Origin of the sequence: Mesorhizobium sp. WSM3859 (genome assembly GCF_002295065.1) — a bacterium.
Classification (GTDB): Bacteria; Pseudomonadota; Alphaproteobacteria; order Rhizobiales; family Rhizobiaceae; genus Mesorhizobium.
This window is the reverse complement of sequence record NZ_NSGG01000015.1, coordinates 166,697-188,429: the sequence shown is the minus strand read 5'-3', so window position 1 is coordinate 188,429 and position 21,733 is coordinate 166,697. Positions and strand designations below refer to the sequence as shown.

Genomic DNA, 21,733 nt, shown 5'->3' with positions numbered 1-21,733 from the left:
TTGTGATTGGGATCTGTTGCATCTTTGGATGAAACCGTGAGTTGCCGAGGATCCAATCCGAGTGTTGGTTCATAGCGCCTCGATGGCGATCCTCCGGCGCCGGCGTTCATGGCCGCCCAGCCTGCAGTCGCCGCCCAGCTTCGATCAGGGCCTCTCCTCCGCCAAGGTGTAGAATATCTCTCCCGTTGAGCAGTTCGTCACGTACTTGGTGTTGAATGAGTCATTGTAGCAGTTCCCCAGGGACTGACCTTGTCAATGTAGAGCGTGGGCACGCGGATGTGGTTGACGCTCCAGCCGGTATCCCGCAGCAGAGCTGGGATCCGGATGTAGCCGTGGCGGCCATGGCGCTTGGCCAGCACGACGACGTCAGAGCTCAGTGCCGCCTCATAACCGCGCGTCCTCGGAACCTTGGCAGGTCGATCAGTGTTGCCGAACAATCGAGCAGGCCTCGTGGAGCGCCTGGACATGCTCGATAAACGGACGGCTGGCACACAGGATTTGAACGCCGCGCGAGCGACGTCTGGACCCGAAGAAAGACGGCCGGAGCGGGCATTACAGCAATTCCGGCCGCCGAGTTTTCGGCCCCTGGGGAGGGCCGCACCTGGGCGGTCAATACGTTCAGCGGGCGTGTCCGGCCACTGTCTGGGAGAAAGAGCGAGTTGCGACGCGTACCGCTCGCGTCGACTTGGGCAAATGGGGCTCGTCCGGAATCGGGATGCGCTGACCCGAACGGCACGGTCCATCTCGAAGACTTTTCCTGAGAGACATGAGTCCAGCCCGCCAAGACGTCGAGATTCTTGATCGCATGATTGGCGTGATCCAGTTTAGGCTCTCCGTCGGTGCCGCATCTCCAAGACAGGTGATGGTCCAGCCCAATTTCTGCGGAGACCTGAGACAAGCCGGCAGTCCCCGATACGCTGCAGGGCCTACGAGGCATCCTGGTTGGGAGGCGGAGCTTTGAACCGGAGCAGGTGTTCAAAGCACTCTCCTTGCGCTCCCGTGACGGTTTCAATTCGTGTGAGCCGTGTCGATTGCGTGTATGCGCAGCCGCGACGTCCTGGCAATGGAGCGGTCATTCATGGGTCGACGCCGCAACAACTTCCTCGGCTTCCTGCGCCGCCAAAATCGACACCGTTAAAGGAGCGAAGGGTGGGCGCGGATTGAACAAACCGACCTCACCAGCGGGTAGCCCGGCGACTGATTTCACCAGTTCATGTACCGGGTAACCGCATTGGCGGCCCTGACACGGACCCATTCCGGCACGTGTAAAAGTCTTCAGCTGGTTGGGGCCTCTGCAAGCGCCGCGAGACGCGGCATTCCTCAGTTCTCCCGCGCTAAGCTCCTCGCAACGACAAACAATCGTTGTGTCGTCTGGCCTGGTCCGCGCAATATTCGGGGGATAGACCACATCGAGAAACCCCCGGAACGCCTTCTGACGCGCATGAAGCGCTCTAAGCGGCTTTGTGTCGGCATTTGCCTGGGCAGGCGTCAGCGCTCCTTCGCGGAAAAGGACACCAATTGCAGCGATTTCTCCTTCAATCTCGGAATTGGCCGCACCGCCGATCCGCGCGCCATCTCCGGCGATATACAACCCTTCCGGCCCGGCATTCATCCACTCGTTACGCTCAAGCCGGAAAGCCGACTGACCGACATCCCATATGAGCTGTGCGCCCACGGACACCGCGAGTTGATGACTCGGTACGAGCCCCTCATGAACAAGGAGGGTTTTCACCTCCAGCTGGCCGTGACTGCCGCCCGAACTCTCAAATCGCACGGCTTCCACCCGTCTCGTCCCTTCGGCGCTGACCCGAACGACATTACGGACGTGTCGAATGCCGCTGAATTGCGGGAGCCACGCAATCCCTTTGAAGACCTGACCAGGCTCTTGCATCGCGCCGCGAAAGCCACGGAGTGAACGGCCGATCAGGCCTCGAGGGGTGGTATCGAGATATGCAACAGGCGCCGCCCCCGCCAGCCGCATCTGCTGCATATACAATAAAGCGAGAGGACCGCTGCCGACAACAGCGACCGGGCCCTGAGGCAACTGGCCGGCGGTCTTGAGCAGAATTTGCGCGGCGCCGACGGTCATGACGCCGGGAAGGGTCCAACCGGAGAACGGAACGGGCCGTTCCTGCGCGCCTGTGGCGAGCAAAAGGTATCGTCCCTTCAGGGTGCGGATTTCCGCGCCTTTCACGTATTCAATTGTCCAGCCTTGGCCGAGCCGGCTGACCTGGGCATCCGGGATGTAGTCGGCGCCACAAGCCAGGAACGATTCGACTTGCCGGATGCCGCGTCGGTATTCAGATCCCAGAACTTTTATGATGGGGCTTGTCGAATTGCGGCAGGCATTGCGCCAGATCTGACCTCCTGGCTGAGACTGGGAATCTAGGACGACGACTGACAGCCCGCCTCGCAAAGCTCGCCGCGCTGCTGCCATACCGGCAGGGCCAGCTCCGACGATAAGGAGGTCGGCGCGCGAAATTGCCTTCATTTGAGTCTCTTCGGATAGTCTTGACGTTCGACCTTCATGCCGGCGTGAACCGTCTGCTGACAGCTACGGATCGTGCCGATGTTTTCGACGTGCACGTCACACTCGAAACAGACGCCCATCATGCAGTAGGGGGCCCGGGGCTGAGCGGAAGGAAAGGATGTGCGGGTATGGATATCTTCCAAACGCAAAAAAACTGCGGCAAGCAGTTCTCCATCGCAAGCCGCCACGACCCGACCGTCGACGGTAATTTCGACGGCTGATCCGGATGGAAACACTCCACTCGTCACGCTGCAACTCCCATGGTGAACCGGCTGCCGCAGAAGGCTGCGTAGGACGGATCACGCCCTCCGGCTGCCAGCCATTCGGCAAAGGGACCGGAGTGCAGAGCGGCAAGGGTGACGCCGGAATGGCATGCTACGACATGAACGCCTGGATAGCGCCGCGACCGATCGTAGACCGGAACTCCGTCGGGGGTGAGGACACGCAATCCGCCCCATTGCCGGATAACGCGGAGGGCTCCAAGGTCCGGCATCACGTTTAGCGCTCGATTGGCGATGTGACGCGCGCCGCCGGACGTGACATCCACGGATCGCCCTACTCGTTCATTGGTGGTGCCGAGCTGGAACGTGCCCGTCACGGTCTGGCGAATACCGCTCGCGGCGTATGAAAACACCGGCGCAACACGCTCGGTGATCAAAAGCTGACCTCTTTCCGGTACGAGCCGAATAGGCAGGTCCAAGCTTTTGGCAAAATCCGTCGAATCGTTTCCGGCGGCCACGATCACCCGCTCAGCCTCGACCGTCAAAGCGTTCGTAGCCAGTCGGAATCCGCCAAGGATGGGCGTTATGCTGTAGATATTTTCCCCAGTTGCCAATGTACCGCCCAAGCGTACAAAACCGTCCAGCAACGCGCGAAGAACCAGGAGAGGATTTACGTCACCATCCATATGGCTGAACGAGGCCGCACACACTTGGGGTCCCAGTCGGATGTCGGGAAGCATGTTCTCAAGGCGCGAGCGATCGAGCATCTCGAAATGATAGTCGGGATGAATGCCTGCCATCTTTTCGCCTATGATCCTCTCCTCTTCCGCTTGCGATTCTGAGACGCAGAAAAGCAGTCCTCCATTCCGACGGTGCTCCACGTCGATGCCCGTGAGTATTTTCAGCTCCATGGCGAATGCTGGCCACAAGTCGGCGCTTTGTCGTGTTATGCGGTGATACTCGGGACATTCGTCACCTTTGCCCTGGACCCAGATCAGGCCGAAATTCGTTCGTGAGGCCCGCAGCGCATCATCAGCGCCGTCGATGACAATCACCCGGCGTCCCAACTTGGCTAACCCGTATCCAATTGCGGCGCCCACTACGCCGCCGCCAACGATGGCTATCTCGAACTCGCGATCCATTTAACCTTCTCACAATATGGAGACCTTCGCGCTCAGCGCGCGGCTTGCGAACCGCAGCCATTGACACCATTGAGCCAGACAAGCCTTTGAACCCTTTCGCGGTCAGCCAGACAGCTTTTGCAGTTGGCGACGTTGGTGGTCCAAGTGTTGAAGACTTCCTCGCTTCGGCACGATCTGTATTGCGCAGGTGATAGCCACATAAAGCGGTGCGGCCTCAGTCTTGCCTCTTACAATTCTTCCTCTCCTTACAGGAGTAAGACGTCGCCTTCCATGCTACAAGGGCAGTAATAGGCATGCGGCGATACGTAAATGTTATGGGAGGTTGAGGCACAAGCCCTTCGAATAGGCTCGACGGTCTGCGCGCTGAAGACTTGTCGTCCCCCTATGCGCCTCCATTCGCTCGTCATTTTACTGGACATTATCGAGGCAATCGCGCGGATGCGGATAGATTGATTGCCGGGCCCAATCAATGGACGAAATTTGCAAATTCTCTGATTGGTACCGGGATCGTATTGATTGCGCAAAGCTACGCCATATCGTCCCAAGATGGGAAGAATTTCATGAAACCTAGACTAAATCCTCGTGTCGCGTGGAATCTTGTTGAAATAAAAACGCAAGGGGTGAGTAAGGCTTATGCTTAGGATCGGCGTTGATATTGGAGGAACCTTTACGGATTTTTGTGGATGGCGCGAAGGTGAGGACAGGATCGTCACTCTCAAAGTGCCATCGACACCACCCTCGTTTGAAAACGGCTTCCGCTATGGATTTGAAAAGCTCTTGGAACGGCTCGCGCCCGGGCCCGGCGAAGCAGCGTTCGTGATGCACGGCACCACGGTTAGCACGAATGCAGTGATCGAGCGAAAAGGCCCAAAAATCGCGTTTTTCGTCACGCAGGGCTATAGAGATCTGCTTGAACTTCAACGCGTTGGCGTCCGCAATCCTCTGAATATCTTTGAAAGCCGGACGAAGCCTCTGATCGATCGTGAATTGGTTTTCGAGGTTGAGGAACGGCTGCTGCGGGGCGGCTCAGTCCGAACGCCGATCGACGAGGCAGCGGTCGAAGTTCTGGCCCGCCAGGCGGCCGACGCCGGCGCAGTTGGATATGCAGTCGCGCTCCTTCACAGCTATGCCAACCCGCAGCATGAAAAGGCGGTCGCGCGGGCAATCCGCAAAGCGGTTGGCGAAGATGCTGAAATTAGTCTTTCCAGCGAGATCTGGCCGCGCATCGGAGAATACGACCGAGCAACCGTCAGCGTGCTCAATGCCTTCGTAAAGCGGCGAATGAACGAGTATATTGGTGAGGTCGAAAGCTATGTGGCTGATCGGTTGCCGGGGTCGCAGCTTTTTGTCACGCGCTCGAACGGCGGTGCAATGGCCGCTAGTGAGGCGCGAAACTTTCCGGTCCACACCCTCCTTTCGGGTCCTGCGTCCGGTGTGACCGCTGTGCAGTATCTCGGTCGCGCCCTTGGCGAGCATAACATCCTCACCATGGATATGGGAGGAACCAGCACCGACATCTCGCTCGTGCGTGATGGCGAGGCTCTCACCTCGACTGCTGCCGAGGTCGGCGAGTTTCCGGTGGTGATGCCCGTGACCGGGATCGAGGCGATCGGTGCCGGCGGCGGCTCCATCGTGACGATGGATGGAGGCGTGTTGCGCATCGGACCCCGGAGCGCCGGCTCGTATCCTGGCCCCGCCTGCTTTAGCCGCGGCGGTACGGGACCCACGCTGACCGATGCGTTCCTGCTTACGGGCTATTTGCCTGAAGCTCTTCTCGGCGGCGAAATGCAGCTCGATCGCAATGCAGCCGAGCGGGCGATGGCACCGATTGCAGACGCCCTCAAGACGGACGTGCTCAGCGCTGCTGAAATGTGCGTTACGGTCGCAAGCTCGAACATGGTTGCCGGCGTCCTGCCCTATCTAGCACGCCAGGGCGTGGATCCCGAAGATTTGACTGTGCTGGTTTACGGTGGAGCCGGCGCTATTCAGGGGCCCCTCCTCGCGGCTGAGATCGGCGTGAATCGCGTTCTGGTGCCGGCGACCCCTTCCGTCTTCTGCGCGCTTGGAGGCCTCGTTTCTGACCTGAGCAATGACACACTCGAAACTGTACATGGCCTCGATGTCGACGGAGCCTTGATTGCAAATAAGTTCCAGGCTCTTCGCGAACAGGGAGCCAAGTGGCTGTCACGGCAGGCGCCGCCGGAGCGTCTCGTGTCGAGGACATTTGAATGCTGGGCCGAGATGCGGTATGTGGGGCAGTCCTTCCAGGTTGACGTGCGCCTGCCCGACAGCGCGATCGAAGCGCACGACATAGCCGCAATGCACGCCACCTTCCACGAAGAGCACGAACGCATCTACAGTCATGCTGACAAAGCGGCGCCTGTAGAGTTCGTCGACCTGCGCATGCGTGTACGGGGAGCCATGTCGATACCGCAGCCCACGACCCCTGAAACGTCAGGAACCGGCAACGCATTCAAAGCTGTTCGGTCGATGCGATTCCACAATAAACTCATTCCGGAAGTGCGAGTCTACGATCGCGCGCATCTCACCTCCAACGAAGCGGTCCACGGGCCGGCCGTGATCGAGCAGCGCGATGCGACGATCGTCGTCCCGCCGGAGTTTGTTGCCCGCGTCGGTGCCTATGGCGCAATTCTCATGACTCGGAGCTAATCAATGGATGCCGTTCGTACTGCCATTATGAACAATCGTTTCAACGCGATTGTTGAAGAAGCATCGGCCGCAGTTTACCGCACCGCGCATACCACGTTCGTGAAGATCGTTCAGGACTACCAGTGCGCGATCGCGACGGCCGAAGGCGAGATGTTCGCTTATCCGATGATGTCCGGTGTGAATGTCTTCGTCGGATCGCCCCTGCGACCCACGCTTGATGTCGTCGGCCGGGAGAACCTCAAACCCGGGGACATCATCATCACCAACGACCCGTTCGGCACTGACGGCCTGGTGACTCATTTGATGGACGTCACGCTGCTGTATCCGATCTTCTGCGAAGGCAAGCTGATCGCCGTAGGTTGGGCGTTCGTCCATGCCTCCGATATTGGGGGCGCCGTCCCGGGGAGCATCTCGCCGGCTTTCACCGAGGTGTTCCAGGAAGGGATCAGGGTCAGACCAGTGAAGCTCTACGACGGCGGTGTCCTCAACGATGCCATCAAGTTGATTTTCCAGGACAACAGCCGCATCCCGACGGAGCTGTGGGGCGACATCCAGGCGATGATTTCCGGCTTGAAGAGCATGGACCGCCGCATCAACGAGCTTTGCGGGCGCTATGGCCGAGACTCCGTCGAAGAAGGCATGCAGGATGTTATCAACTACGCGGAAGCGAAAGCTCGGGCCGTAATCAAGAAGATCCCCAACGGAGTCTACTCCTTCTCCGACTATCTTGAAGGGATTCATGACGGCCAGCTCGCCTTTTTTTGCACCACAATCACGGTCAAACACAGTGAAATCGAGGTCGACTTCACAGGGACCGATCCGCAGCTTGCCGCCGCATATAATCTCGTGACCGGGGCGGGCACCCATCCTTACGTTATTCAGTGCCTTTACGCGTACATCCTTACTGTGGACCCGATGACACCGCGCAACTTCGGTATCTTGCGCGCGATCAATAGTCACGCCCCGCGCGGTACGGTTCTCAACGCAATCTATCCTGCCGCCGGTGGCTCACGTGCGGCGGCGGCGACGCGCGCCTACGACGCCATTCTGGGCTGCCTCAACCAAGCGCTGCCAGAAGGCCTCGCAGCAGCTGGCGGGGGAATGAGCGGGGTTATTGTCGTGGCGGCTCCCGATCCTCGCACGGGACGCGATAGGGTCAGCGTCGTTGGTACGATCGACGGAGGTGGCGGTGCGCGCCGGAGTTGCGATGGTCTCGACGGGTCGGAAGTGCGTGCCTCGCAGCGCAGTGTCCCTGTCGAAATAATCGAGATCGAAACCGTTCTGGTCATGCGAGCAATCCGGCTCATTCCAGACAGTCGACGCGCGGGTCAATACGTAAGCGGCGCGGCACTCGAGGTGGAAATGGAAAACACCGCCCACCGCGCTCTCATCACCGTGCGAAACCTGAACCGGTTCGTGTTTGCTCCCTGGGGGGTCAAAGGCGGTGAAATCGGACTGCTCGGAAAAGCGGTCGTTAATCCTGAAACGCCCGCGGAACGGTCAATCGGAAAAATCGCGGTTCTGGAACTTGGACACGGCGACGTTCTCCGGATCACGAGCTCTACGGGTGGAGCCTTCGGGGATCCGCTTGAACGGGATGTTGCGTCGCTCGCACGCGAGATCGAGAACGGCATGCTGTCTCCGAAACGTGCGGGAGAGGTCTATGCGCTCGTTTTCGGGCGGAACGGACGCATCGATGAAGCGGGAACCGCTGAGAAGCGGCGCGAGCGCGCGAAGCTGAAGTTTGCCGATTTCCACTTCTGCGCCGAGCGTGAGCGACAGGACCAGGTGTGGCCTTCAGCTGTGCGTCGGGAGCTCGCCTCATTAGCACTCACGTTTGAACCGCGCATCCGCAGTCAGCTCGTCGGAAACGTCCATCATCGGATGTTGGCGGAAGGCAAGCCAGTCGATGCCGCGAAACTGCACCAAGCCGTTGACGAGGAATACGCAAGTCTATCAGCGACTGAGCGACAGTTCTCTCACCCGATGGGTGCTCAAACTCTTTGTAGGGGTCAAGGCCCTCAATCATGATACTGGATGCCCTCTTAGGCATCCAGTATCCTGGATTACAGCAGTGCCATACGACGTGCAGAGCCGTAGCTTCTCGAAATGTGACGGAGCACTGCCCTGCAGTGTCGTAAGTGGAATTCGGTCCCGCCCATAAACAAGAGGGCAACAGCAGTATCCTCCGGCGGTAAACATGTAAAGACCGAAACGTCTGCTTGGCTGCTTGCCTGCCCCTTCGTGAGGGCATGCAGCCATAAGGTGGACAAGTTTCGCGGCAAAGCCGCGCTCGGCATGCATGTTACCCCTTGCTTCGGAATGTTTCATACAGAAATCAGCTCTATCAGGCCAGTTTCAGTGCCCCTCAAATAGTAATGTTGCCCCGATTCGACCGGCACAGGTTCTCGTAAAGGGTGGAAAGCAGTGGCCCAATGGCTCTTCGGATCTCTGGACGTGACGAGAAATTTTCCAAAATAGGCGTCGAAGTATGACGTCATTCCGTGACAGAGGCCGGAACTATGGGCTATGATTCGGTGCTCTACGGATTCCAATGCGTTCGGATCGAGATAGTCGTATTGCCTGAATAGAACAGTTGCCGAGATACATTCGGGATCATGAAGAATTTTGTTGACGGCGAAATATGAATGCTCGGCAAATAAGTTTAAGTGAGAAAGATCGAAGCCACATTGGGTAGAGACGGAGTTTTTTTTGAAAGCTAGTGTGTCAGTGCAGAGGAAGCCGAATTGCTGTACCCGTTCCGGCATCACAACCGTACGAGGACCAGCAAGGTGGCGAATGTCTTCAGCAATCACCGCGTATCCCTCACCAACGACACCACAATCCAATGTTTCTGTGAATATAAAGTCAGGTGCCGAAGGCAGATCGCCGTCCAAAATCGCTTGCCTCGACGATTTTGCAATCACCGCAATCCTATCTTGCAAATCGTTGGCCCTGGTAACTTCGCGGGCCACCTCAGCAAGTCGCTTATCCATCTCGCATGTGAACACTTTTCTGGCGCCATATTTGGCGAAGAGCATCGCCGGAAGGCCAGCCCCCGTGCCGATTTCAACAACGGTCTTGCCTATAACATTACATGACGCGATTGCCGCCTCGATTGCTGCATTTCGCCCGGAATCGCGTAGCATCGTGAAGTGCCACCTTGGAATTTTCGAACCGTCGCGAGCGCGCGAATTTATTTCGGTCATTTTGATACCTCAGAAGGGAGTGCATGAGAAATCGCGTAGTCCGGAAATGCACCGGCAACGGCATAACCCGATCCGCGCGGCTCTTCCCCCGGGCCGCGGCTTAGAGTTCGCTGAGCTCGCGGGTCGGGATCTTCAGCGCCCAGACTAGGTGGTACATGGTGACTAGCAGCACATGATCGTCGCCCTCCCAAGCACATCAGACATCCGCGGATTAGCGGTCGGAGTTCCCGGTTGAACGCCGCCGCGCTTCATGGCGCATTATTTCCGCGATCGTCACCTCCACATCAACTGGCCGACGTCCGCCGGGCTGATCCGCTGGAACGGCTCGCCGTCCTCCCCCCGGAAGGTGCGTAGCACCTCATGACGCCCCGCCACCAACCTGTCCAAGGCGGACGGCAGGGGCGCCTCCCCGCGAAGCCTTCCCCTGGATTGTGAGAATCCTCGCTGCCGCCGGCCAGACGCGAAAGGAACCAGCGCCGCTGCTGAGGGAATGACAACGAATCCCGCGACATACACGGCAAAGCCCCAATCGGCCGGACCGCACTTAACGGTGCGACGTCCATCCTATTGATTTGGCTCCTTCGAGTAAGTTTCATATGGATCCCTGGGCCGGAGACTGCGACATCGCTATGTCGTAACAGATCCTTCACCGTGTCCCATGCAAATGGCGTGCCCACCGAAGAGGCTGTGCGAGCAACAGAGCAAAAACCATGTGTTTCGCGCCGCAATGGCGGAATACGTGGGCCTCAGCATGTCAGGTGCCGAACACAGATTCCTTCGACCGGACACACAGCTCGTGCATGAAGCAACACCCCTAGCCTGCTGCGCTCCGTTTTTGGCTCGACACTACGCATCTCCGGGGTGCTGCGCTACGACCTAATTGCCCCGTGCATCTGCAGCGTTCTTCTGCACTTCACAAGGGCGCACATACTGTGGAGCGATCAGCTTCACCTAGTGGCAGAGCCTTGAAATCTCCTGCGACCAATAATGGACACCGGAGCAGGATTCCACCTCTGCGACGGCAGGTGAATGACTGGGCATTTGCTGTCGCGATAGCTTCTTTCGAATTTCACGTGGGTCGTGTCCCGCGAGGTGGTGTAGCTCGGCGGTAGCGAAGCCGCTCGCGAGCGCGCCCTCAACAGCGCCGTAGCGAGCGAGCGGCGCAGCGGTGGTCATCGATGTTCTTCCGTTAGGGTCGGGTTGCTGACACCAACCTGATTCGAAGGAACCACCGACGACCGACGACATGATGAACCTGCGCGCGCTCGTGGAGAAGACCCCCGACGCCGATATCTTGCGCGAGATGATCGGCTTTGCCGCCGAGCGGCTGATGGAACTGGAGGTGGGTGCCGCGACGGGCGTCGGCTATGGCGAGAAAAGCCCGCTGCGGACCGCCCAGCGCAATGGCTACCGCGACAGGGACTGGGAGACCCGGGCCGGAACGGTCGAGCTGCGCATCCCGAAGCTCAGGAAAGGCTCCTACTGCCCAGTTTCCTGGAGCCACGCCGCATGGCTGAGAAGGCGCTGACGACCGTCATCAGGAGGCCTACGTCCAAGGTGTCTCGACCCGCTCGGTCAACGACCTGGTCAAGGCGATGGGCATGAGCGGCATCTCCAAGAGCCAGGTGTCGCGGCTGTGCGAAGAGATTGACGGCAAGGTGAAGCCGTTCCTGGACGGCCCATCGAGGGCGACTGGCCGTATCTTTGGATCGATGCCACCTACCTCAAGGTGCGTCGCGGCGGTCGCATCGTCTCGGTCGCCGTCATCATCGCCGTAGGCGTCAACAGCGACGGCCGGCGCGGGGTGCTCGGCATGGAGATCGGCACCTCGGAGGCCGAGCCGATCTGGACGGAGTTCCTGCGCAAGCTACCCGGCGCGGCCTGCGCGGGGTCCTACATGACCTTCCCGAAGGAGCACCGGGCCAAGCTTCACAGCACGAATCCTATCATGCGTCTCAATGGCGAGATCAAGCGCCGTAACCGACGTAGTCGGCATCTTTCCAAACGATGATGCCATCATCCGCCTGGTCGGCGCTCTGCTCCTGGAAGGCCGTGCAGCGTGCCCGTTACATGACGCTGGAAAGCGTCGGCCAGTTGAGCGATGATCCGCTCATCAGCCTGCCAGCCGTGGCGCGCTGATCAACCCGGCTGTCTGCCGGAGAGCGCGGCGACCAACGCCGTCAGCTACACCACTTCCTGAGACACGATCTTCACGTGTCCCGCCATCAACGGCCATGGAGGTGCAAGAGCGACTTTGCCAGATCCAACCTGATCATATTTTGCCGCTTGATGAGCTTCGGCTGATGACCAAGCCGGACCATCTTGCGAGCCCAATAATGGGAGCCGGCGCGCGGCTCCATCGCCCCGCACATGCCGGCTGACCCGCCATGAATTTGCGAAACTGCAAGCCGCGACAGCTTCTTGCAAACACGACCGATCCCTCCGCTGCCGCCCGTACACTGTTTGCCAGATCAACCCCGATGATCGGAGTCTTTCCGTGGATGCCTGCCTCGGCGTTGTGTGGCGCTAACACCACGCGTTGATCAGTCCTGCCAATGCCGGACACCCGGAGATTGCTCGCTTGCGACTAACTCGTACCACGCGAAACCGCGAACTCTACTCCATTGTGTAACGACTGTACGGGCTAATAGTAACTGCTAGCAAGATCGCTACCGACCAACCGGAGCGCATCATAGCCGTCCCCTATTCCGTCGACCAAACTATCATATACGAGCCGAGCGATGCGCCCACACAGTGCTTTAGGCGGGCTGCACGAAACTTGATCAGAGGCCGATAAAAAAGGTGTGTCGCGACTCCTAATGAGATCGGCGGCTGCTGCCAGTGCTGCGGAGGCTGCGCGAACTCGCTTAGATGTCCACGCAAGAATGTGATCGTATCGCCGATGAGGACGTCATCGTCCCTTGGCCTGTCGTCCTGCCATTATCTCCTCTGCGCTTCCCACGTTTCGGCGGTTCCGCGATGCTGTCCGCGAATAACTCCTGCAATTTGCGGATGAGATCCCCCGTGACCAAATCATTAAAGCAAGTGCTTGCAGAATTGCGCACCGTCCGCATTGCTTCTCTTCGTACCGGCCGTCCGGCCTAGGCGACGCTTCGATCGGGTTTCCGACATTCTTGACAGCTTTCGGAGAAGGAAGGTCTCGCGGATAGACATGCCAGGAAGCAACATCAATCCTCGCTATGGCGCCACATAGGTGGAACGGCTCCGTTGGCAATGGCTCTTTCAGGTTGCTCATACTATGAACAGTGCGGCCAAATGTCCGGCCTTATTTTGGGCCATGACCGCTTGGGCTCAATCTCTAGTACCGGTTCACAGAAAAAAGTTTGCGTTTCAAGAGCCGCCAGCGCGCACTCGCCGCAAATGAACATCCGGCCGCCGTGCTCAACACTGGAGTTGCCTAGGCAATTCGCGCGCGCTATCTAAGAGCCCTCTCTGGTTGGGGTCTTTGAAATTAAGCTGCCACTGTTCTTTTTCCGGTCGTATCTTCCGATCACGCGCTTCTCTTCGCGGTCGGCGCTGGGCCGTCATAAATGAGGTTGATCCCTTCGCTGACCGATTGTCGACCTTGCTGAAGACGAAAGCGAACAAGCCCCACAAGCAAAAGGGCACCCTCAAGCAGGCTGCACGCCGAGTCATGAGCCCTCACTCGGAACCATTGCGTTTGACCCACGCCGAGCGTTTCATGCAGTTTGATATCAGAACCACCCGAACTTCAGAGATCTTGCAATCACCTCAAAGTCTTGCCTTCGTGCTACGCGGCGTAGCGAGCAGCAAGCTTGTCTCGCTCCCCGTAATTCCTGGAATCGACCTGATCCGGCCGAGCACGTTGTTGAAACCGGCCAGTGTCTCCGTGCTAAGTTCCACGACCAGATCCCACCGACCGTTTGTCATGTGGATCTCAGAGATCGCTGGAAGCACGCCCAAGGCGCGGATAACTCGATCAGCGGCGCGCCCCTCAATCGCGATCATCATGATGCCCCGCACCCATTGCTCCATTGCGTCGGAGCGTAGGATGACCGTGTAGCCGACGATTGTGCTAGACTCCTTCAGCCGCTCCATGCGTGCCCGCACAGTCGCGCGCGACACGCCGAGCTCGATAGCTAGGTCGGAGACGCTTCTTCGCCCGTCATGGCGCAGCAGCATGACCAGCTTTTCATCTAGATGATCCATATCACCTGCCAGGATGTAGCCCCACCAGAACAACATGCAACGAGCAAATCACATGTTTGAACAACAAACATTATTCGACTTTCTCATAATTTTTCCTAGGCAGAGCGAGAGCTGAACCGTCGTTCATTTGACCTCCGTCCAGATACGTGGGCGAGGAGTTGAAGCCGAGTTCCGCGTCCACCCGATCTCATCCGAATATTGTGGTTCCGAGGACGCCCCTGTCGAACGTCTCAGTGGCGGACCAGAATTCCGCGCTTAAACGATCCGTTCCCGATGCGGGACCGTTTGCTAGGCGAGACTGCTCGATCTACCAAATCTGAGCAGCTGGTGCTCATCCACTTGTTCTGGCGGTGATCCGCCAAATGTTCGCCAGAGTTTCAGGTTCCATATTGGCGGGAGTCGTTTGTCAATGAGATAACAGTTGCATCGAAAAATCGCAAATTGATCTGTTCATTTCGCCAGAACATCGTGGGCAAGATTGCTACGAAATTTGCAGTCGGGGGAGCGATATGATGAGGGAGATCATTGGCGCGCCGGTCCACGACGGAGCCGGACGCATGGGATGCCGCATGAAGCCGAGCGCTGCGCGCCGCGGACTTGCCGGAATTAGTCGATCCGACCCGTATCGCTGAACTGCCCGCATGACCGTCCAAGAACATGCGCACAACGAGCAGGTACCGTGCCTCTGCTGCGCGCCTTCCGCACCGCGGACGAGGCATGCTCCATGTGAGTTTCGACGCCGATCATCTGCTCGACCAGTCGATCGCACCCGTATCGGCACCACCATGCCGGGCGGTGCAAACTTCCGTAAGGCGCATTCGGTCTGGACGATTCCGGCCTCGTGCCAGCGTCGACTCCTCGACCTCGTCGAGCTCAACCCATTCCTCGACGAGCGAGGCCGCACTGCCATCCTCATGGTCGATCTCGTCGCAAACCTGATGGCCGCCGTATTAGGCCCCCAAGGAGCCACTGAACCGATGCAACAGAAACTGAACATCATCCCCTTTGTTAGCGTTCAGAACATGATGAAGCTGGTACTCGCGACCGGCGTGGAGCGCTTCCTGATCGACCTCGCGGGCTACATCGAGGAGGACTTCCGCCGCCGGGAAATGTTCCACAAGGCGCCGCGCATCGTCTCCCACAGCGCGGACGGCGTCATCGAGTTGATGCCGACAAGCGACGGCGAGACCTGCGGCTTAACACGCGCTCCGGCCGCCAGGCAGTACCGACCTTCGGCGTGCTCGCCGACGTTGGCAATGGCTATCCGATGCTGCTGACCGAGATGACCATTCTCACTGCGCTGCGCACGGCAGCCATGTCCGCAGTCGCTGCAAAGTATCTGGCGCCCAAAGGGGCGCGGACCATGGCCATAATGGGCAATGGCGCGCAGTCGGAGTTTCAGGCGATCGCATTCAAGGCAATTCTCGATGTCGATCGACTACGCCTTTACGACATCGATTCATCGGCAACGCGCCGTTGCGTGAAGAAGGTAGCCGGCATGGGCTATGACGTCACAGCTTGCGCCTCCTCACAAGAAGCGGTCGAGAGGGCCGAAATTGTGACGACCGTGACGGCCGACAGGCAATACGCCACGATCCTCACTGACAACCTGGTCGGGCCAGGCATCCACATCAACGCGATCGGGGGGATTGTCCCGGCAAGACGGAGCTTCACCATGACATCCTGCTACGGTCCGGCATTTTCGTGGAATACCAGCCGCAGACTCGTTTTGGGGGCGAGATCCAGCAAATCGACCCTGACCACCCGGTTATCGAACTCTGGCAAGTCATCGCTGGCAAGGCACCGGGCCGCAGGCACGAGCGCCAGATCACGCTGTTCCATTCCGTCGGCTTCGCCATCGAGAATTTATCGGCCCTGCGCTACGTCCGCGACCAGCTTAGGCAGACCGGCCTCTATGAAGAGCTCGACCTCTTGGTCGATCCCGACGAGCCACGCGATCTCTTCGGAATGGTCCTGCGCGCCGCGAAGGTCCTGCGCGCCGCGAAGCCGGCTGCGGTAATGCAGCAGAGTGGCGCATGAGAAGGTTATCTGTGCAGGCGCCGACGGCCGTCGTGATGATCCGCCCTCATCATTTCACACCAAACCCAGTCACTGCGGCAGACAATGCGTTTCAAGCGCGGGATGAAAAGCGCACGCCCGATGATCTGGCCACTTTAGCATATCAAGAAGTCACGCGCATGGCGCAGGGCCTCGCTGATGCCGGGATCACTGTACACCTCTACGAGGACGTGTCGACCGCAACACCCGACTCAGTGTTTCCGAATAACTGGTTTTCAACCCACTCTGGCGGACATGCCGCGATCTACCCCATGTACTCAAAAAATCGAAGACACGAGCGCCGTGCCGACATCATCGAGATGCTCAAGACTGAGTACCGGGTTCAGGACGTCATCGATTATTCCGGTCTTGAGAAAGACAATATCTTTCTGGAAGGAACCGGTGCGATGGCGCTCGATCACATCGCCCGTGTTGCGTACGTGGTTCGTTCCAACAGGGCGAACGAAGTTGCACTCGAAAGGTTCTGCACGCACTTCAATTTCGAGCCAATGATTTTTGACGCCGTTGATCGCAGCGGCAAACCAATCTACCACACCAACGTCCTGATGTGCATCGGCACTGATTTCGCATTGTTAGGAGAGCAGTCGATCCCTGACTCTCGACGGCGGCAGGAAGTCGTTGCGAGGCTCGAGGAAGCCGGTCGTCTGGTCATCGAGCTTTCGATCGAGCAGATCGAAAACTTTGCCGGCAATGCCATCGAACTGGAGGGGAGGGAAGGCCGCATCGTCGCGCTATCAGCGCGAGCGCATGCAGCCCTGCAGTTGGAGCAGATATCGGCAATCGAGCAGGCCGCGAAACTATTGTCGTTCGATGTTTCGACAATTGAGCTCGCGGGGGGATCAGTGCGCTGCATGCTTGCCGGGATTCACTTGGCGCGGCGTATTCCGCAAATTGCATGAATGTAGTCACGGCCGAGCAAGCCGGACATAAGAAAGGCACGGGAACAAAGACATGAAAATGTGGCGGCCAAGATCAGTCTATCGGTTCAACTCCGCAATTGTTCGCGAACCCTGCACCTCTGTGCTCAACGGCGTGCGTGCCGAAGATCGAGGCAGTCCGACCTACGAAGGCGTCAAGGCCGAGCATGACGCATATGTTGCCGCCCTGCGGAATGCAGGTGTCGAGGTGACCGTTCTTCCGGCCCTTGAAACATTTCCGGACTCCATCTTTGTCGAAGACCCCGCGCTCGTTTTCAGCGAAGGTGCAATCCTGCTCCGTCCTGGAACGCCAACCCGGATCGATGAGACCGCAGAGATCGCACCGATCCTGCGCGAGATGTTCGAGACCGTGCTCGAACTGCCTTCCCCAGGGCAAGCCGACGGTGGGGATGTGATGTACACGGCCAAGGGCATCCTGATCGGTCTCTCCGCGCGCACTGACCAGGCCGGCGCTGAGGGGCTTGTCGCATGCATCGAGCAACTCGGCGGAAATGCCCAGATCGCTGAGACTCCGAACGGGGTTCTGCACTTCAAGACAGCCTCCTCGCTGCTTGACGATGAGACTGTGATTGCGACCGCTGCATTGGCGAACGCTGCCGTGTTCAACGATTTCCACAAAATGATCGTCCCGCAAGGCGAAGAGCCCGCGGCGAACGTGCTTCGTGTTAACGACATTGTCATGGTTAGCGAGAGCTACCCGCGCACGATCGAGATGCTCGACAAGGCGGGCTACAAGGTCGTGCTTCTGAAAACCGCCGAAATCGAAAAGATTGATGCCGGGCTCTCCTGCATGTCACTGCGTTGGTACCGGGAGGGTAATAGCCCGTCCCAATACCGCTCATCATCTGTGTCCGCGTTCTGGAGTTCGCATGGTGGGCATCAACATAGGGACAAGCCGTCCGAGTGATCGCCGGCACCAAGAAAAGCGGGAATTCTGGCGAAAGGATTACGCATTCTGGAGTCCACCGAACTTGAGCAAGGCTGCATACGGAACTGTAGTGCGCTTGTGGGCGTCTCGAACTTCGCTGTTCGAACAGAGTACCGGTAGCGGGTCGCTGACAGACTGGCACGGCGCTGTGCGAACGTCGCGCCGCCTTAGGCTGGTGCTCGCATGTCTGCCAATGCCGGCGAGATTGGCCGCGCTCACGCCAGGAGACTGACCGTCGCGCCGAAAACTTCGGGAAGTCGCACAGCAGAGCAACTCAGGCATCAAGTTCAAGGCATGGCTGCAAATATCTGCCACAACGTGCACCATGATGGTCATAATCGAGTTCATCGCACCCGATTGGTACAACGACTTTGCCGACGACTGAACGAAATGACGGAACGGACGTTTCATCTCGTGGCCTGGTGCTGTGGACGCCGGTGGCCTGCAAGGCCGCGTGATGTTTCACCTGTTGCCTCGGCGTGCGCCGAATGTCTGGAACATCGCTGCATGTGCACAGGCTGTTCATCCGGCGCATTCGCCTCAAATGCAGGGTCATTGCATCGTTCGACATTATTGCCTCGCGCGTCGACGTGGCCGCTGGGGCGGTTCTGTTTCGCAGACTGCCGGGGCGGTAACGCGGAGTATTCTTTCCACGCTAAGCGAATCCGTCTTGTCGATTTTGCGCACAGGTGTCCTCTCGTCGTGACGGCGCTGCCGCACGGTGCAACGGTCCTGCTGGCGAGCAAGGGCCGCCTTTTGGTGCGGAATGCCATCAGCACGTCCAGCTGGGTGGTTCGGGATGTTACTCAGCCCGACGGCCTCTATCTCGACGCAATCTGGCCAGATCGGCAGTTGAACACCGCCTCTGGGTTCTTGAAGAGCCTGACGGCCTGACGGCGCACGGGCGACTGCCAAGACCCTGTTTACGCCGGAAGCGCGTGGCCGACACTTCCTGGGCGCCGACGGTTCGATTGCGCTTCCGGGCTTCCCCCCCCGGGGACATCGCCGAACGCTGATTGACAAATCGCCGGATCCAGGCTGAATGGAAAATCCTCGCGATCATCTGCGTGACCCATCGTGTCCCAGAGTTGACGCACTACCGAGAGGAAATGATAAGCTAGGTGACATCATTTTTACGCCGAGAGCATGCTTTGCGCTGCCAGCGTGGCATACTCAACGAAAGGCAGTATGCCTGGAACGGGGCTATCTGGATTCCAACCCACTGCCATTGAAATCTCGACGGACATGTCTTCGACCAATCGGGTGACGACGCTGTCGTTCGCAACCGCAGACACCCACTCTGGCAAGAAAGTGATGCCTACGCCGGCTGTCACGAGTGCGAGAGCAGTGGTGGTGTCTGAGACAGCGATACCGCTCTCGGTTAATAGCCCGGCGCCAGAAAGCTGCTCCCAAACAGTCTCAAAGCTCGATAGGTCGAAACGCTTCAGTGCAAAGACACTATGGCCAACGAAATCGGACAATCGCAAAGCAGGTTTCTTCGCGAGTATCGATTGGCGAGGAATCACTGCGACAAACCGTTCCGAAATCAAGTGGCGGAGCCGCACTAGGTTGCTGTTCGATGGCGGGCGCATCAGTCCCACGTGGAAATCGCCGCGTTCGATCCCCCGAAGAAGTTCGATCGAATCTACTTCTTTGATGACTAACCTAGTGCTGGGATAACGTCCGCGGAAACGACTCAAAACCAACGGAAGCAATCGACTTGTCGCCGGGCTGATCGCCCCGATGATCAACTCTTCGCCGCCCGGACTTAGTCCACCAGCTTCCAATTTGGCATTGAGTATTGCTTCACCGAGTTTATGCAAGATCTCCCGGGAATGGGGGAGGAACGCGTTTCCTGCAGGAGTGAGTTCCACCCGCCGGGTCGAGCGGATGAACAGGCGAACACCGATCAGATCTTCCAATCGGCGAACCTGCTGAGTCAGGGTCGGCTGCGACATGTTTAGCCTGATCGCCGCCCTTCGGAAATGAAGTTCTTCTGCTACCACTACAAAGCAGCGGATGCTCCCCAGTTCTATTTGATAAGACATCGCAAGTTCACCAAGTAGGCAGTGCAATCAAAAACACTCAAATTTGAACGTTGTGCCCCGAGCGCACTTGCGCTCCGTCTTTACCGAAAGGGGGATAACGGCTCTCCTGGTTTCTACCGGCAAGCCGCCTTTTCAGACAACCGGGCGGGCACTCGACCGAGGACCTGATAAGGAGCTGATAGTAAGACTGTCAAGTCTCCGTCGTATGAGCAAGAGCTGAGTCACCTTCCGCATAAGCCGCCGCAAACTTCGTTACGGCGACCGAGCCATTCGGTGCAGCTACCTCGACAGCTGTTTAGGATTTGCGAAGGCTAAGTGCATACCACCGTCTTCTGCCACAAAGGTTGGCCGATCGCCCCTCCATCGAATTTCATATTTTATGTTTTTGGTCTCGCGACCCGGCGCAGCCACCATGCCATGGGTGCCGCAAGAATGTGCGCGTAGACCCTATCGTGGCCCGCCACAATTTACCCTCCTCGGCAGTGGAAGGAGTTGACGAACTCACCACGCTGCATTCCGCGACAGGACCCCAATCTCTAGAGCAGTTACTAAAACCTTGCTTTCCATGCAGCAAGAGCACTAATGAGAATAGGGCAAAATATTGTGGATGGAGCTATGATACAGTCGCGACAGCTGGAAGCTTTTCGGGCCGTAATGCTGACGGGCGGAATGACGTCCGCAGCCGATCTTGTAAGGATCACCCAGCCTGCGATCAGTCGCTTAATCCGAGATCTCGAAGAAGAAGTTGGGATCAGCCTCTTTGAACGAACGGGCAATCGGTTACGTCCCACACATGAGGCCCGTATTCTGTTCAAGGAGGTGTCGCGGCATTTTAACGGCATTCACCACATTGAGCAAGTTGCGGCCGAGCTGAAGAAATCTCACATGGGCTCCTTGAGGGTCGCCTGTTATACCGCACCAGCCTTGAGCTTTATGTCTGGGGTCATCAAGTCGTTTATCGCCGACCGCCCCGATGTGTTAATCTATCTAGATACAGTCCCGTCTCAAACGGTTCTTGAACTGGTTTCGCTCCAATACTACGAACTCGGGATATCGATCCTCGCTGGCGACTATCCAGGCCTCACTGTTGAGCCAGTGCCTTCTTTTCGCGCCGTCTGCATCCTGCCAACGGGGCATCGTCTCGTGGACAAGCAGACTATTCATGCAACCGATTTGGAGGGAGAATCCCTTATTTGTCTGTCACCGCTAAGTCATCTGCGTATGCAAACAGACGCTGCGCTCGAGAGTCACAACGTGAATTGCACCCGCAGGATAGAGAGCAGCCTGGCGCTGAACCTGTGCGATTTGGTGAGCAAGGGATTAGGGGTGGGAATTGTCGACCCTTTTACAGCGGATTATTACACCGCAAACAATCTCCACCAGCGGCCGTTTGCCCCCGCTATTCCATATCACTTCGCAATAGTGCGTCCGAGCGACAGCTCTCCACCGCGTTTGGTGAGCGAATTCTGTGCGGTGTTACTCGATGCTCTAAAGGCGCTGCCGTATGAGACCATTTAATTGCACGGTGCTGAAGAAGGAACCGCCATCAGCCGGGATTACCCCAGGCTCTGCGGCTGTCCCGTCTCTGAACCTCGCACTGTCTGACGAGTCGCGCTCGAAGGGGTGCGTCAGGGAAAGCCCCCGCTGGCGCTGACACGGCCCTTGAGACGCGCTACTACCTCCTCGGGGACGGTCTTCGTAATGGAGCCAAAAGCCGGAACGGGGCGCCGCAAGGGGGCGCTCAGAGTTGAAGATCGCCGCCGGCCGCTATCTCACA

Annotated in this window: 11 protein-coding genes and 4 pseudogenes; 8 read left to right on the top strand and 7 right to left on the bottom strand. The window is 58.2% G+C overall.

Features of this window, described 5'->3' with window-relative positions:
- Positions 1 to 269 precede the first annotated feature (269 nt).
- The 4 genes and pseudogenes from CK230_RS33755 to CK230_RS26515 form a co-directional block, all read right to left on the bottom strand.
- A pseudogene (locus tag CK230_RS33755) lies at positions 270 to 386 on the bottom strand (IS3 family transposase); the annotation flags it as partial.
- 686 nt (positions 387 to 1,072) lie between these two features.
- On the bottom strand, positions 1,073 to 2,491 hold the full coding sequence (locus tag CK230_RS26525) for an NAD(P)/FAD-dependent oxidoreductase (RefSeq protein ID WP_095796034.1): 1,419 nt from the start codon (positions 2,489 to 2,491) through the stop codon (positions 1,073 to 1,075).
- Positions 2,488 to 2,718, bottom strand: coding sequence for a (2Fe-2S)-binding protein (locus CK230_RS26520; RefSeq protein WP_245330190.1), 231 nt, complete (start codon positions 2,716 to 2,718; stop codon positions 2,488 to 2,490). Before CK230_RS26520 ends, CK230_RS26525 begins: the two co-directional genes overlap by 4 nt.
- A 56-nt stretch (positions 2,719 to 2,774) precedes the next feature.
- On the bottom strand, positions 2,775 to 3,893 hold the full coding sequence (locus tag CK230_RS26515; RefSeq protein WP_095796036.1) for an FAD-dependent oxidoreductase: 1,119 nt from the start codon (positions 3,891 to 3,893) through the stop codon (positions 2,775 to 2,777).
- 633 nt (positions 3,894 to 4,526) lie between these two features.
- Between CK230_RS26515 and CK230_RS26510 the strand changes: the two genes are divergently transcribed.
- Complete coding sequence (locus CK230_RS26510) at positions 4,527 to 6,563, top strand: hydantoinase/oxoprolinase family protein (RefSeq protein WP_095796037.1); 2,037 nt, start codon at positions 4,527 to 4,529, stop codon at positions 6,561 to 6,563.
- A 3-nt stretch (positions 6,564 to 6,566) separates the two neighbouring features.
- Entirely contained in the window at positions 6,567 to 8,594 is a 2,028-nt protein-coding gene (locus tag CK230_RS26505) for a hydantoinase B/oxoprolinase family protein (protein ID WP_095796038.1), read from the top strand.
- 296 nt (positions 8,595 to 8,890) lie between these two features.
- On the opposite strand, the gene CK230_RS26500 is transcribed toward CK230_RS26505, so the two are convergent.
- On the bottom strand, positions 8,891 to 9,772 hold the full coding sequence (locus tag CK230_RS26500) for a 50S ribosomal protein L11 methyltransferase (protein WP_095796039.1): 882 nt from the start codon (positions 9,770 to 9,772) through the stop codon (positions 8,891 to 8,893).
- 1,246 nt (positions 9,773 to 11,018) lie between these two features.
- Here CK230_RS26500 and CK230_RS26485 point away from each other — a divergent pair.
- A pseudogene (locus tag CK230_RS26485) lies at positions 11,019 to 11,911 on the top strand (transposase).
- A gap of 1,614 nt (positions 11,912 to 13,525) precedes the next feature.
- Here the strand turns inward: CK230_RS26485 and CK230_RS26480 are convergent.
- A complete protein-coding gene (locus CK230_RS26480) occupies positions 13,526 to 13,963 on the bottom strand; it encodes an Lrp/AsnC family transcriptional regulator (RefSeq protein ID WP_095796137.1) in 438 nt (145 codons plus the stop codon).
- A 641-nt stretch (positions 13,964 to 14,604) separates the two neighbouring features.
- On the opposite strand from CK230_RS26480, the pseudogene CK230_RS34110 reads away from it, so the two are divergent.
- From CK230_RS34110 to CK230_RS26465, 4 genes and pseudogenes are all read left to right on the top strand, one after another.
- A pseudogene (locus CK230_RS34110) lies at positions 14,605 to 14,844 on the top strand (hypothetical protein); the annotation flags it as partial.
- Between the two features lie 96 nt (positions 14,845 to 14,940).
- A pseudogene (locus CK230_RS26475) lies at positions 14,941 to 16,003 on the top strand (ornithine cyclodeaminase).
- Positions 16,000 to 16,941, top strand: coding sequence for an arginine deiminase-related protein (locus tag CK230_RS26470; RefSeq protein WP_095796042.1), 942 nt, complete (start codon positions 16,000 to 16,002; stop codon positions 16,939 to 16,941). The pseudogene CK230_RS26475 and the gene CK230_RS26470 overlap by 4 nt, the downstream one beginning before the upstream one ends.
- Before the next feature lie 58 nt (positions 16,942 to 16,999).
- Positions 17,000 to 17,887: an arginine deiminase family protein gene (locus CK230_RS26465; protein ID WP_095796043.1), complete on the top strand. Its 888-nt coding sequence runs from the start codon at positions 17,000 to 17,002 to the stop codon at positions 17,885 to 17,887.
- Between the two features lie 1,154 nt (positions 17,888 to 19,041).
- On the opposite strand, the gene CK230_RS26455 is transcribed toward CK230_RS26465, so the two are convergent.
- On the bottom strand, positions 19,042 to 19,956 hold the full coding sequence (locus CK230_RS26455; protein WP_095796045.1) for a LysR family transcriptional regulator: 915 nt from the start codon (positions 19,954 to 19,956) through the stop codon (positions 19,042 to 19,044).
- Between the two features lie 615 nt (positions 19,957 to 20,571).
- Between CK230_RS26455 and CK230_RS26450 the strand changes: the two genes are divergently transcribed.
- The gene (locus tag CK230_RS26450) at positions 20,572 to 21,474 is read left to right on the top strand and encodes a LysR family transcriptional regulator (RefSeq protein WP_095796138.1); all 903 of its coding nucleotides are present in this window, start codon (positions 20,572 to 20,574) and stop codon (positions 21,472 to 21,474) included.
- Positions 21,475 to 21,733 lie beyond the last annotated feature (259 nt).